Genomic DNA, 13,597 nt, shown 5'->3' on the forward strand with positions numbered 1-13,597 from the left:
AGCCGAAGGGGACAGGCCGCGCGCGCGCGCGACACGATCGACCTGGATGGCTGCCGCTTCGGGGCTGATGGCCGGGTCGATGCCTGAGCCAGAAGCGGTCAGCAGGTCCACCGGTATCCGGCCCGGCTCGACGCCGTCGCGGGCGGTGATCTGCCCGGCGTCGGCCTCGGCGCGTTCCCGCAATGCCGGGTTGCTCGGCGCCAGGTTGGAACCGCCAACCGCGCCGGCCGCGTAATCCACCGCCGAAGGTCGACCCTGGAAATAGCGTTCGCTGGTGAATCGCTGACCCACCAGCGACGAGCCGATGACCCGACCCTCCGCATCGGCCAGCAGACTGCCGTTGGCCTGATGCGAAAACCCCAACTGGCCCAATCCGACCACCACCAGCGGATAGAGCAGACCGAGCACCACTGCCATGAGCAGGCTGAAGCGGACTGCCGTCAGCCAGCTGCCGTTGCCGGCGGACCGTTGGGCAGCGTGAGAGGCCTCATGGGGATCACCCTGGGCACCATGAGCGGAAACGTCGTGACGGGAATCAGTGACTGACATGGCAAGTCTCCAGAAATCTCAGAACAGCGGACCGATGAGCAGATCGATCAGCTTGATGGCAGGGAACGGCAGCAACAAGCCACCGAGACCGTAGATCAGCAGGTTGCGTCGCAGCATGGCGCTGGCGGATGCCGCGTGGACGCGAACGCCACGCAGGGCGAACGGAATCAGCGCGGGTATCACCAGCGCATTGAAAATGACCGCCGACAGCACCGCGGACTGCGGCGAGTGCAGGTGGAGCACGTCGAGACCGCCCAGCGCCGGCACGCTGGCGGCGAAGATCGCCGGCAGAATCGCGAAATACTTGGCGACGTCGTTGGCCAGCGAGAAGGTGGTCAACGCCCCGCGGGTGATCAGCAGCTGCTTGCCGATCTCCACCGCGCTGAGCAGCTTGCCGGGATCGGAATCGAGATCGACCATGTTGGCCGCTTCCCGCGCTGCCTGGGTGCCGGAGTTCATCGCCAGCCCCAGATCGGCCTGGGCCAGCGCCGGGGCATCGTTGGTGCCGTCGCCCATCATCGCCACCAGCCGACCGGCGGCCTGCTCCTCACGGATCAGTTCGAGCTTGCGCTCCGGCGTCGCTTCGGCGATGTAGTCGTCGACGCCGGCTTCGGCGGCAATCGCGGCGGCGGTGATCGGGTTGTCGCCGGTGATCATCACCGTCTTCACGCCCATCTCGCGCAGTTGCTGGAACCGCTCGGCGATCCCCGTCTTGATCACATCCGACAGCGCGATCACGCCCAGCAACACGTTGCCCTCCAACACCGCCAGCGGCGTGGCACCATGTCGCGAGATGCGTTCGACCAGCGCCTCGAAACCCCCCGGCACGCGGCCTCCCGCTTCCTGTACCAGCCGGGCGATGGCGTTGGGCGCGCCCTTGCGCCAGCATCGACCATCGGCGAAGTCGAGACCGGACACCCGACTCATCGCGGAAAACGGCACGACCTCGGCGTTCTGCGGCGAATCCAGTGTCGCGCCCTGATCGCGCGCCAGCACGACGATGGAGCGCCCTTCCGGGGTCGGATCCTGCAGCGAGCAGACACCGGCGATCTCCCGCAGTCGTGTCAGGTCGACCCCCTGACACGGCGCGAATTCGGTGGCACGACGATCGCCGAGCGTGATCGTGCCGGTCTTGTCGAGCAGCAGGGTGTCGATGCTGCCGGCAATCTCCACCGCCTTGCCCGATTTGGCGACCAGATTGGCACGCATGGCACGCTCCATGCCGGCGATGCCGATGGCCGGCAGCAGCCCGCCAATGGTGGTGGGGATGAGACACACCAGCAGCGCCACCAGCATCACCGTCGAAGTCTCAATCCCCACGAACAGCGCCATCGGTACCAGCGTGACCACGACGATCAGGAATATCAGCGTCAGCGTCGACAGCAGCACGGAGAGTGCCAGTTCGCTGGGCGTCTTCTGGCGGCTGGCGCCTTCCACCAGCGCGATCATGCGGTCGAGCAGCGACTCGCCGGGGTCGACGCTGACCTCGATGAGCAACTCGTCGGAGAGCAGCTTGGTGCCGGCGCTGACGCCGCTGTTATCGGTGCCCCCCTCACGCAGTACCGGTGCCGACTCGCCGGTGACGGCGGACTCGTTGATCGAACCGGCACCCTGGATGATTTCACCGTCGGCAGGAATCAGCTCTCCGGCGATCACCCGGATCCGATCGCCCCGGCGCAGCTGATCGGCGGCGACCGTCTCTTCGCCGCTCTTGGTCACACGCCGTGCCTTCAATGCACCGCGGGTGGCGCGCAGGCTACCGGCGTGGGCCTTGCCGCGCGCTTCGGCCATCGCTTCGGCCGCGTTGGCGAACAGCACCGTCGCCAGCAGGACCAGGGTCACGATCAGCGCGAACGTTCCCTGACCGCCATCCTCGGCAAACGCCATGCCGGTATAGAGCGCGCAAACCAGGGTGCCGATGGCGACCACCGCCATCACCGGATTGCGCGCGAGACTGCGCGGGTTCAACCGGCGCAGGGATTCCCCCAGCAGGGTCAGCGGTCGAACGCGCAGACCTTGGGAGGCTTCGTGTGTTTGCATCATTGCCATGTCTCTTTCCTCGATCCCGTTTCCACCAGTCCCGCTCCGTCAATTCCGTTTCCGTCGACGCGATTCATCAGGGCAGGGTCAACTGCTCGGCGATCGGACCCAGCACCAGCGCGGGCAGGAAACCGAGCAGGTTGACGATGACGATGACACCCGCGGTCAGGCCGACGAACGCACCACCCTCCAGCGACAGGGTGCCGCGCCCTTGTGGCGCCGTGCGTTTTTCCATCAACCATCCGGCCACCGCCAGCGGCACCAGCATCGGCAGGAAACGGCCGACCGCCAGCGCCAGCACGCAGGCCAGGTTCCACCATGGCGTACCGTCGCCGAGTCCCTCGAAGCCGGAGCCGTTGTTGGCGAATGCCGAGGTGTATTCGTAGAGCACCTGCGAGAGCCCATGAAAGCCAGGATTGGAATTGCCGGTCAGCGCGGGAAACGCCACGGTGATGGCGGTCAATCCGAGGATGATCAGGGGTTGCGCCAGAATCGCCAGCGAGATCCAGCGCATCTCGCGGGTCTCCAGCGGCTTGCCGAACAGCTCCGGCGCGCGGCCGATCATCAGCGACCCGATGAACGCCGCCAGCATCAGATAGAGCAGGTAGCCGATCATCCCCACCCCGATGCCGCCGAAGGTGACATTGACGAACATGTCCATCAGCAGGCCCAGCCCGCCCAACGGATTGAAGCTGTCATGCATGGCATTGACGGACCCGTTGGAGGTCTGCGTCGTCCAGCTGCCCCAAAGGGCAGAGAGATCGCTGCCGAAACGCACCTCCTTGCCTTCGAGATTGGGACTGCCGGCGACGGCGAGTCCGGCCAGCGCGGCGTTGGGCTGGCGTTCCGACACCACGATCAGGGTGGTGGTGATCAACGAGAACGCGATCATCACCGCGCCAATACCCATCATCAGCCGGCGACGGCCGCTGATGACGCCGACGGCGATCAGCGTTGCGACCGGAATCAGCAGCAGCGCGATCGTCTCGACGAGATTCGCCAATCCGGTCGGATTCTCCAGCGGCACGGTCGAATTGGGGCCATACCAGCCGCCACCGTTGGTGCCCAACTGCTTGATCGCCACCATCGGCGCCACCGGGCCGCGTGGAATGACCTGTACCGCGCCTCCATCGAGCATCGTCACGCTCTGCGCTCCCTGATAGGTGGCCGGCACGCCCTGCCACACCAGGACCAGCGCCACCACCAGCGATAGCGGCAGCAGCACCCGCACCACGATCCGCGTGAGGTCGACGTAGTAGTTACCGACCGAGTAGTTACCGACCGAGTCGCGTCCCACCCCGCGCCCGGCGGACGTTGTGGACGTGTTGGTGCTAACGGTCGCGTTGGTGATAACGGTCGCGTTGGCGCCAATCGTCGTGTTTGTGCCAACGATCGGGTTGGTGGTCTGGCGCTTGAGCAGCGTGCGCGTGATGGCGAGCAACACCGCCAGTCCGGTCGCCGGGGTCAGAAACTGCAGCGTGACGATGGCAAGCGTCTGGCTCAGGTAGGAGAGCTGTGCCTGGCCTGAATAGTGCTGCTGATTGGTATTGGTGGCGAACGAGACCGCGGTGTGCAGCGCCGTATCCCAGTTCATGCCGGGGATGCCATCGGGGTTGAGCGGCAGCAAGCCCTGGCTCATGAAGACGATCCAGGCAAGCCCGATCAGCAGCAGGTGAAGTTTCAACACGGCCAGCAGATAGGCCGACCACGTCATCGACGCCCGTCGGTCGACGCCGGCCAGGCGCATCAGGACCGATTCCACCGGCCCGAAGAGACGATCCATCACGGTGGATCGATCCGTATCCAGCGCGCGGCCCATGTAGAGACCCAGAGGCAGCGCCAATCCGATCAGCAGGGCATAGCAGAGCATCATCGCATTCATGGCTAGAATCGCTCCGGCCAGCACAGTGTTGCCAGCAAGTAGACGGCGGTCACCAGGGCGATCGCCAGCATCAGGTAGGACATGAGTCACCTCCTCGTTCGAGAGGCGCTCAGTGTCGAGTCGAGGGGCGTAAAAATGCGATGCGGAAATTCACGCGAAGGCGTAAAGAAAGCGTAAAAGCGGGAATCGACGACGGCGGTGGTGGCATTGCGCGGTGGGGGTCGGCATCATCATCACGATGAGCACGTATTCAGAGGGTATTTACAAATTCGGCGAGCGAAGGCAAGACAAGGCGAAATCGGCTGAAAAAGCGGAGTTTACCAGGGGTAAATGAGCATTTTGATGTCGATTTCAACGCCGTATTGTCGAGCGCAGACATTTTGTAAACACCCTCTCAGCGACAACGACAATCCGGTGACAGGTGGGCCGACCGCATCATGACCAGTCAGGAACTTCTCGGGAAACTCGTCAGCTTCGATACCGTCAGCCGCGAGTCCAATCTCGCGCTGATCGAATTCGTCCGCGATTACTTGAGCCAGCACGGCGTCGACAGCGAACTGATTCATAACGACGAGGGCAGCAAGGCCAATCTGTGGGCAACCATTGGCCCGACCGACCGTGGCGGCGTGGTGCTCTCCGGCCACACCGACGTGGTGCCGGTGGACGGCCAGCCGTGGACAGTGCCTGCATTCGAGATGACCGAGCGCGATGGCAAGCTCTACGGTCGCGGCACGACCGACATGAAAGGCTATCTTGCCTGCGTGCTGGCGGCGGTGCCGAGCCTCAAAGCGGCCGAACTCGAGACGCCTGTACACCTGGCGTTCTCCTACGACGAAGAGGTGGGCTGTCTCGGCGTACGCTCGATCATCTCGATGCTGGAGGACAGACCGCACAAGCCGCTGGCCTGCATCATCGGCGAACCCACCGAGCTCAAGCCGGTACTGGGTCACAAGGGCAAGCTCGGCGTGCGCTGCCGCGTGCATGGTGCGCCCTGCCACTCCGCCTACGCGCCGGAGGGGGTCAATGCCATCGAGACCGCGGCGAAGATGATCACCAGGCTCACCCAGATCGGCGAGCGCCTGGCCGATCCCGCCCATCATGACGAGCGCTTCTATCCGCCGTTCTCGACCGTTCAGACCGGGGTGATAGAGGGCGGTCGCGCGCTCAACATCGTGCCGTCGGAGTGCCGCTTCGACTGGGAAGTGCGCTCGCTACCGGGCTTCGATGCCGGCGAGGTGGAGCGCGAAATGCGTGACTACGCCGACAGCGAGTTGCTCCCCCGCATGCGCGCGGTCGAGGCGAACACCGATATCGTGTTCGAACCGCTGCAAGCCTATCCGGGGTTGACCACCGAGGCCTCGAGCGAAGTGGCGCGCTTGATTGCCATCCTGGCGGACCGCGATGACTTCGGCACCGTCCCCTACGGTACCGAGGGCGGGCTGTTTCACGAAGCCGGCATCCCCACCGTGGTCTGCGGTCCGGGCTGCATGGACCAGGGCCACAAGCCGGACGAGTTCATCGCCATCGAACAGCTCGAGCGTTGCGACGCGATGATGCAGCGGCTGGTGGAGCATCTGAGCGCATGAGGACATTCACGATGATTGCCGGACTTCGCTGGGCACCGGTATTGGGCCTGGCGCTGCTGGTCGGCTGTAGCACCCAGGCACCGCAGCCCGGCTTCGAGCAGCGCCCGGCGAGCGTGAAAAGCGAGCTGGTGACACTCATTCCGGCGAGCGCCGAGGACCGTGACGGCTGGGCGACGGATATCACCGCCGCGTTTTCGGCCCAGAATCTGCCCGCAACCCGGGACAATCTCTGTTCGGTGCTGGCGGTGATCGAGCAGGAGTCGACTTACCGTGCCGATCCCAGCGTGGCGAATCTTTCGACCATCGCCCGGGAAGAGATCGAGCGTCGCGCCAGTGCGCTGCATATTCCGGGCTTTCTGGTCGATGCCGGCCTGAACCTCGAATCGCCCACCGGCGAGACCTACGAGGAGCGCCTCGATCACCTCACCACCGAGCGCGAGATGAGCGAGATCTTCGAGGATTTCATCGATATGGCGCCGCTGGGCCGACAGCTTTTCGGTAGCCTCAACCCGGTGCACACCGGCGGCCCGATGCAGGTCAGCGTCGATTTTGCCGAAGACTATGTCAGAAAACACGCCGACAGCTATCCCTACCCGATCGACGGCTCGATCCGTCACGAGGTGTTCACCCGGCGCGGCGGACTCTATTTCGGCATCGCCCATCTGCTCGGCTATCCCGCGAATTACGACGAGCCAATCTACCGTTTCGCCGACTTCAACGCCGGCTGGTATGCCAGCCGCAACGCCGCGTTCCAGGCCGCGGTGACCCAGCTTTCCGGCATTCCGCTGGCGCTCGACGGCGACCTGATCATTCCCGGCTCGCGCGAGGCCGGTCAGACCGAACTGGCGGTGCGCACCTTGAAGCGTCAACTGAATATGGACGACGGCGAGATTCGCGGTGCGCTGGAGAAAGAGGATGCCCTCGACTTCGAACGGACCGCCCTCTACGAGAAAATCCGTTCATTGGCGGCTCGGCAGGAAAATCATCCGATTCCCTACGCGCGCCTGCCGGGAATCAAGCTCGAGAGCCCCAAGATCACCCGCAACCTGACCACGGCGTGGTTCGCCAAGCGGGTCGACGACCGCTGGCAGCAGTGCATGGGGCGTTGATGTCCAATATTTGAATTCTGAACGGCAAGTTTCTCCAGTCGCCGGAAAGAAACCACCCGATAGCGCCTTCCAGGCTCAACCCGAGCGATCTTCGGCGAGCCGGGTCTAGCGACATGGGTGAGGCGAACCAGACATCTGAGTGATGTCTGGTTCGCCGAACGAGCTGGCCATGGATGGCCAGCTCCGGCCCTGCAAGCGGGACAGGATGTTTTAGCGAAGCAGGACGCTAGAGGCGCGCCGGGACAGGGACGTCCTTGCGCGCCGACCCGAAGCGCTGACGAAAATCGCTCGGGATTTCTTGAGCCTGTGGCGCGAAAAAGGGGAGCGCGAGGGGCTTGCCCCTCGCAATAACGACGACAAGGGTCGTAAGGATCTCGTCAGTCGTGAGCTCTTTTCACTCGAATGAGCGCCAAAGACAATGAATCAAGACTTCGGCATCTTCACTGGCCGCTGCCAGCCCTGCTTGACGACCTGACGACTCCGCCCGATGGCCAGCTCGTCGTCTTTCACCTCGCGCGTGATCGTCGAACCCGCGGCGATGGTCGCGCCGTTGCCGATGGTGACCGGCGCGACCAGCGAGCTGTTGGAGCCGATAAAGACGGCCTCGCCGATCCGGGTGCGATGCTTGTTGGCGCCATCGTAATTGCAGGTAATGGTACCGGCGCCGATGTTGGTGTCGCGGCCGATCTCGGTATCGCCGAGATAGCTCAGATGTCCGGCCTTGACCCCGTCACTTAGGATGGCGTTCTTGGTCTCGACGAAGTTGCCCACATGGGCTCTGGCGCCTAAGCGAGTACCGGGGCGCAGTCGGGCGAACGGGCCGCAGTCGCTGCCCTCTCCCATCTCCGCGCCTTCCAGATGACTGTTGGCCTTCACCACCGCGCCGCGGCGCAGGATAGAGTCCTTGATCACGCAGTTGGGGCCGATCACGACATCGTCTTCCAGCGTCACCTGCCCTTCCAGAATCACGTTGACGTCGATCTGGATGTCCCGACCGACAGTGACGTCGCCGCGCAGATCGAAACGTGCCGGATCCGCCAGACTGACGCCCGCGGTCATCAAACGCTCGGCCTGGCGCCGTTGATAGGCGCGCTCGAGTGCCGCCAGCTGGCGCCGGTCGTTGATCCCTTCGACCTCGACCGGCGAGCTCGGCTGAGTCGCCTTGACCTCGATGCCATCGGCCGCGGCCATGGCGATCACGTCGGTCAGGTAGTACTCGCCCTGGGCGTTCTCGGAGGAAAGCTCGGGCAGCCAGCGACGCAGCCGCTCGGCCGTCATCGCCATGATGCCGGTGTTGCACTCGCGGATGGCACGCTGGCCGGCGTCGGCGTCCTTTTGCTCGACGATAGCGACAACGGCGTCCTTGTCATTGCGTACGATCCGACCGTAGCCGGTGGGGTCGTCGAGCGTCACCGTCAACAGCGCCATGTGCGTATCGTCGACGCCGTCCAGCAGCGTCTCGAGGGTTCGTGCCTGGATCAGCGGCACATCGCCGTAGAGCACCAGCACCTTGCCGTCACCGAGTCCGTCGAGCGCCTGGGCTACCGCATGGCCGGTGCCCTTCTGTTCGGCCTGCTCGCAGAAACCCAGCTGCCGGCCGGGGCCGGTGGCGTTCGAAAGCGCCTCGCGCACCGTCTCGCCGCCGTGGCCGACCACCACGTGCAGCCGGGCATTCTCCAGCCCCGCCGCCGTGTCGACGACGTGTCGAACCAGCGGGCGGCCCGCCAGCTTGTGCAGCACCTTCGGCGTCTTCGAGCGCATGCGGGTGCCTTGGCCGGCGGCCAGTATCACGACGTCGAGGGTCATGGCGTTTATCCTTTTGATCAATGAAAACCGGACGTCATTCTAGCGCGCGAGGAGGTCACGGACAGATCCCTCGAACGCGCTTTCCTGACGACCATAAAAAAGGCGACTCCGGAGAGTCGCCTTTCGGGTCTTGCACGGCGATGCCGTTAGCCGCGACCGCCCTTGCGACGCAATTGCTGCAGCGTGCGCAGCTGAGCGGTGGCTTCGGCAAGCTCCGCCGAGGCTCGCGCGTAGTCGAGCTCGGTCTGCTTCTCGTTGAGCGAGGCCAGCGCATGCTGACGTGCCTGCTCGGCTTCCGCTTCATCGAGATCGCTGGCTCGGGTGGCAGTATCCGCCAGCACCGAGACCACGTCCGGCTGCACCTCGAGGAAGCCGCCGGTGACGTAGTAGAGCTCTTCTTCACCGTTTTCCTGAATCACACGCACCGGACCGGGCTTGAGCTCGGTCAGCAGCGGCGCGTGACCGCGCAGGATACCCAGATCGCCGGCCACGCCGGCAGCGATAAGCTGCTCGACGCTGCCCGAGAAGATCTCCTTCTCGGCACTGACGATGTCACACTGAAATGTGGCCATAGCGATATCTCCCGGGAGTCTGCAGGCTTACTTCATGTTCTTGGCTTTCTCGACGGCTTCGTCGATGGTGCCGACCATGTAGAAGGCCTGCTCCGGCATGTCGTCGTAGTCGCCGTTGAGAATGCCCTGGAAGCCACGAATGGTTTCCTGCAGCGACACGTACTTGCCGGGCGCGCCGGTGAAGACCTCGGCGACGAAGAACGGCTGCGACAGGAAGCGCTGGATCTTACGCGCTCGTGCCACGGCCAGCTTGTCCTCGTCGGACAGCTCGTCCATCCCCAGGATGGCGATGATGTCCTTGAGTTCCTTGTAGCGCTGGAGCACGTTCTGGACACCGCGGGCGGTGTTGTAGTGCTCGTCACCGACGACCAGCGGATCCAGCTGACGCGAGGTGGAGTCGAGTGGATCGACGGCCGGGTAGATCCCCAGCTCGGCGATCGAACGCGACAGCGTCACGGTCGAATCCAGGTGGGCGAAGGTGGTCGCCGGCGACGGGTCGGTCAAGTCATCCGCCGGCACGTAGACGGCCTGGACGGAAGTGATCGAGCCGGTCTTGGTCGAGGTGATGCGCTCCTGCAGGGCGCCCATCTCTTCCGCCAGCGTCGGCTGATAACCTACCGCCGACGGCATACGACCCAGCAGCGCCGACACTTCGGTACCGGCCAGGGTATAGCGGTAGATGTTGTCGACGAACAGCAGCACGTCGCGACCTTCGTCACGGAAGTTCTCGGCGATGGTCAAACCGGTCAGGGCGACACGCAGACGGTTGCCCGGCGGCTCGTTCATCTGGCCGTAGACCAGCGCGACCTTGTCGAGAACGTTGGACTCCTTCATCTCGTGATAGAAGTCGTTACCTTCACGAGTACGCTCGCCGACACCGGCGAACACGGAATAACCGCTGTGCTCGGTGGCGATGTTACGGATCAGTTCCATCATGTTGACGGTCTTGCCGACACCGGCACCGCCGAACAGACCGACCTTGCCGCCCTTGGCGAACGGGCAGACCAGGTCGATGACCTTGATGCCGGTCTCCAGCAGATCGCTGGAAGCGGCCTGATCCGCGTAGCCGGGCGCCTGACGGTGAATCGGCATGCGCACGGCATCGGCGCCCCCGTCTCCACCAATGGGGCCGGCTTCGTCGATCGGCTCGCCCAGCACGTTCATGATACGGCCCAGCGTCTGCGTGCCGACCGGCACGGAGATGGCAGCACCGGTGTTCACCACCTCGATGCCACGCTGAAGCCCTTCACTGGAGCCCATGACGATGGCGCGAACCACGCCGTCGCCGAGCTGCTGTTGCACTTCGAGAACGGCCTCTCTACCCGAGACCGTCAGCGCGTCGTAGACCTTGGGAACGTTGTCCCGCGGAAATTCTACGTCAACCACCGCGCCGATGATTTGTACGATACGTCCGCTCATAGTGGTTCCTCGTATACCTGCAAATGAAACCTGTACGACGCCGCGTGAAGTGACTTCATTCGCGCAACGCCTGGCCAAGCCGTACTCGAGACCGCCGCCGATCGGGCGACGAGGTCGTCATACCGCCGCGGCACCACCGACGATTTCCGAAATTTCCTGGGTAATGGCCGCCTGACGCGCCTTGTTGTACACCAGTTGAAGATCGTCAATCAGATCGCCGGCGTTGTCGGTCGCGTTCTTCATCGCGATCATGCGCGCGGCCTGCTCACAGGCCGCGTTCTCCACCACGGCCTGATACACCTGGGATTCGACGTAGCGAACCAGCAGATGGTCGAGCAGGGTCTTGGCATCCGGCTCATACAGGTAGTCCCAGCTCTTGTGCGTATCACCGGGACTCGGTTGTTCTTCCCCGTCGCCCTCGTCCGCGACTGCCTCGAGAGGCAGCAACTGACGCACGACGGGTTTCTGGCTCATGGTGTTGACGAATTCGTTGTACACCACGTAAAGCCGATCCAGACTGCCTTCATCGAAGGCGTCGAGCATCACCTTGACGCTACCGACCAGATCCTGGGCTTCCGGCGCATCGCCGAGACCTTTCTTGGCTGCCAGCAGATTGCCACCGCGCTTGCGAAAGAAACCACCGGCCTTGCTGCCGATGGCCGCGAAGTCGGCACCGACGCCCTTCTGGTCCCAGTCCCGCGCATGCTTGACCACCGCCTTGAACATGTTGACGTTCAAGCCGCCGGCCAGCCCGCGGTCACTGGAAACGACGATATAACCGACGCGCTTGACGTCGCGCTCGATCATGTAGTCGTGACGGTATTCCGGGTTGGCCTTGGCGACGTGGCCGACCACCCGGCGGATCAGTTTGGCATAGGGCTGACTGGCCGCCATGCGCTCCTGAGCCCGACGCATTTTCGACGCAGCGACCATTTCCATGGCGCTGGTGATTTTCTGCGTGTTCTTGATGCTCCCAATCTGGGACTTGATCTCTTTTCCAGCTGCCATCTCGGATCACCCTGATTCATGCCACTCAGTCGAGCACGGCGACCCGCTCACATCGCATCGCGAAAGAACGGGTCGCGCCGCTTACCAGGTCTGAGTGGACTTGAACGACTCGAGACCCGACTTGAGACCTTTCTGGATCTCGTCGTCGTAGCCGCCGCTCTGGTTGATCTTGTCGAGCAGATCGGCGTGCTCGGACTTCATGTAGTCGTGCAGCGCACGTTCGAAGTCCAGCACCTTGTCGACCGCGACATCGTCCAGGAAGCCTTCGTTGGCGGCGTAAAGCGTGACGCCCATCTCGGCCACGGACAACGGCGAGTACTGTTTCTGCTTCATCAGTTCGGTAACGCGCTGACCGTGCTCGAGCTGCTTGCGGGTCGCCTCGTCGAGATCGGACGCGAACTGCGAGAACGCCGCCAGCTCGCGATACTGGGCGAGGGCCAGACGGACACCGCCACCCAGCTTCTTGATGATCTTGGTCTGCGCCGAACCACCGACACGCGATACCGACAGACCGGCGTTGATCGCCGGACGGATGCCGGAGTTGAACAGGCTGGTCTCGAGAAAGATCTGACCGTCGGTGATCGAGATCACGTTGGTCGGAACGAACGCGGAGACGTCGCCACCCTGGGTCTCGATGATCGGCAGGGCGGTCAGCGAACCGGTCTTGCCTTTCACTTCACCATTGGTGAACTTCTCGACATAGTCGGGATTGACGCGGGCCGCACGCTCGAGCAGACGCGAGTGGAGATAGAACACATCACCCGGATAGGCTTCACGACCCGGCGGACGACGCAGCAGCAGCGAGATCTGACGATAAGCGACGGCCTGCTTGGAAAGGTCGTCGTAGACGATCATCGCGTCTTCGCCGCGGTCGCGGAAATACTCGCCCATGGTGCAGCCGGCATACGGCGCCAGATACTGCATCGAGGCCGGATCGGCAGCGCCGGCGGCCACCACGATGGTGTGCTCCATGGCGCCGTGCTGTTCGAGCTTGCGCACCACGTTGGCGATGGTCGACTGCTTCTGGCCAATGGCGACGTAGATACAGGTGACGCCCTTGCCCTTCTGGTTGATGATCGCGTCGAGCGCCACCGCGGACTTGCCGATCTGGCGGTCGCCGATGATCAGCTCGCGCTGACCGCGGCCGATCGGCACCATGGCGTCGATCGACTTGAGGCCGGTCTGGATCGGCTGGTCGACGGATTGACGCGTGATGACGCCCGGTGCGACTTTCTCGATCGCATCGGTCATCTTGGTGTCGATGTCGCCCTTGCCGTCGATCGGATTACCCAGCGCATCGACCACACGGCCGATCAGCTCCGGGCCTACCGGAACTTCGAGGATACGACCGGTACACTGCGCGGTCATGCCCTCTTCGAGCTCCAGGTAGTCGCCCAGGACCACGGCGCCGACGCTGTCGCGCTCGAGGTTGAGCGCCATGCCGAAGACGCCACCGGGAAACTCGATCATTTCGCCCAGCATCGCATCGGCCAGGCCGTGGATGCGAACGATGCCGTCAGCGACGCTGACGACGGTGCCCTGATTACGGGCTTCGGACGCGACATCCAGCTTTTCGATACGCTGTTTGATGATGTCGCTGATCTCGGAAGGATTCAGTTGCTGCAT

General features: G+C 63.7%; 10 protein-coding genes. 2 read left to right on the plus strand and 8 right to left on the minus strand.

The window, feature by feature from the left end; translation table 11 throughout:
* The 3 genes from kdpC to kdpA form a co-directional block, all read right to left on the minus strand.
* The coding region (gene kdpC / locus BTW07_RS09925; RefSeq protein WP_075570025.1) for a K(+)-transporting ATPase subunit C at nucleotides 1-549 on the minus strand (549 nt) is incomplete at its 3' end.
* A gap of 18 nt (nucleotides 550-567) precedes the next feature.
* Nucleotides 568-2,598 (minus strand): potassium-transporting ATPase subunit KdpB, encoded by a 2,031-nt coding sequence (gene kdpB / locus BTW07_RS09930; protein WP_279626532.1) that lies wholly within the window; start codon nucleotides 2,596-2,598, stop codon nucleotides 568-570.
* A 67-nt stretch (nucleotides 2,599-2,665) separates the two neighbouring features.
* Nucleotides 2,666-4,471, minus strand: coding sequence for a potassium-transporting ATPase subunit KdpA (gene kdpA, locus BTW07_RS09935; RefSeq protein WP_075570027.1), 1,806 nt, complete (start codon nucleotides 4,469-4,471; stop codon nucleotides 2,666-2,668).
* A gap of 437 nt (nucleotides 4,472-4,908) precedes the next feature.
* On the opposite strand from kdpA, the gene argE reads away from it, so the two are divergent.
* On the plus strand, nucleotides 4,909-6,057 hold the full coding sequence (argE, locus tag BTW07_RS09940) for an acetylornithine deacetylase (RefSeq protein ID WP_075570028.1): 1,149 nt from the start codon (nucleotides 4,909-4,911) through the stop codon (nucleotides 6,055-6,057).
* Nucleotides 6,054-7,166 carry a DUF1615 domain-containing protein gene (locus BTW07_RS09945; RefSeq protein WP_075570029.1) on the plus strand — a complete coding sequence of 371 codons (1,113 nt, stop codon included), beginning with the start codon at nucleotides 6,054-6,056 and terminating at the stop codon, nucleotides 7,164-7,166. The genes argE and BTW07_RS09945 overlap by 4 nt, the downstream gene beginning before the upstream one ends.
* A 423-nt stretch (nucleotides 7,167-7,589) precedes the next feature.
* Here BTW07_RS09945 and glmU read toward each other — a convergent pair whose 3' ends face one another.
* The 5 genes from glmU to atpA all read right to left on the minus strand — a co-directional run bounded on the left by glmU (nucleotide 7,590) and on the right by atpA (nucleotide 13,597).
* Entirely contained in the window at nucleotides 7,590-8,972 is a 1,383-nt protein-coding gene (gene glmU / locus BTW07_RS09950; protein WP_075570030.1) for a bifunctional UDP-N-acetylglucosamine diphosphorylase/glucosamine-1-phosphate N-acetyltransferase GlmU, read from the minus strand.
* Nucleotides 8,973-9,118: 146 nt separating this feature from the next.
* Nucleotides 9,119-9,544 carry a F0F1 ATP synthase subunit epsilon gene (locus tag BTW07_RS09955; RefSeq protein ID WP_075570031.1) on the minus strand — a complete coding sequence of 142 codons (426 nt, stop codon included), beginning with the start codon at nucleotides 9,542-9,544 and terminating at the stop codon, nucleotides 9,119-9,121.
* Nucleotides 9,545-9,571: 27 nt separating this feature from the next.
* Nucleotides 9,572-10,963 (minus strand): F0F1 ATP synthase subunit beta, encoded by a 1,392-nt coding sequence (gene atpD, locus BTW07_RS09960; RefSeq protein ID WP_075570032.1) that lies wholly within the window; start codon nucleotides 10,961-10,963, stop codon nucleotides 9,572-9,574.
* A 117-nt stretch (nucleotides 10,964-11,080) separates the two neighbouring features.
* Nucleotides 11,081-11,971, minus strand: a complete 891-nt coding sequence (gene atpG, locus BTW07_RS09965; RefSeq protein ID WP_075570033.1) for a F0F1 ATP synthase subunit gamma — start codon at nucleotides 11,969-11,971, stop codon at nucleotides 11,081-11,083.
* 81 nt (nucleotides 11,972-12,052) lie between these two features.
* A complete protein-coding gene (gene atpA / locus BTW07_RS09970) occupies nucleotides 12,053-13,597 on the minus strand; it encodes a F0F1 ATP synthase subunit alpha (RefSeq protein WP_075570034.1) in 1,545 nt (514 codons plus the stop codon).

The organism is Salinicola socius, assembly GCF_001937195.1.
Classification (GTDB): Bacteria; Pseudomonadota; Gammaproteobacteria; order Pseudomonadales; family Halomonadaceae; genus Salinicola; species Salinicola socius.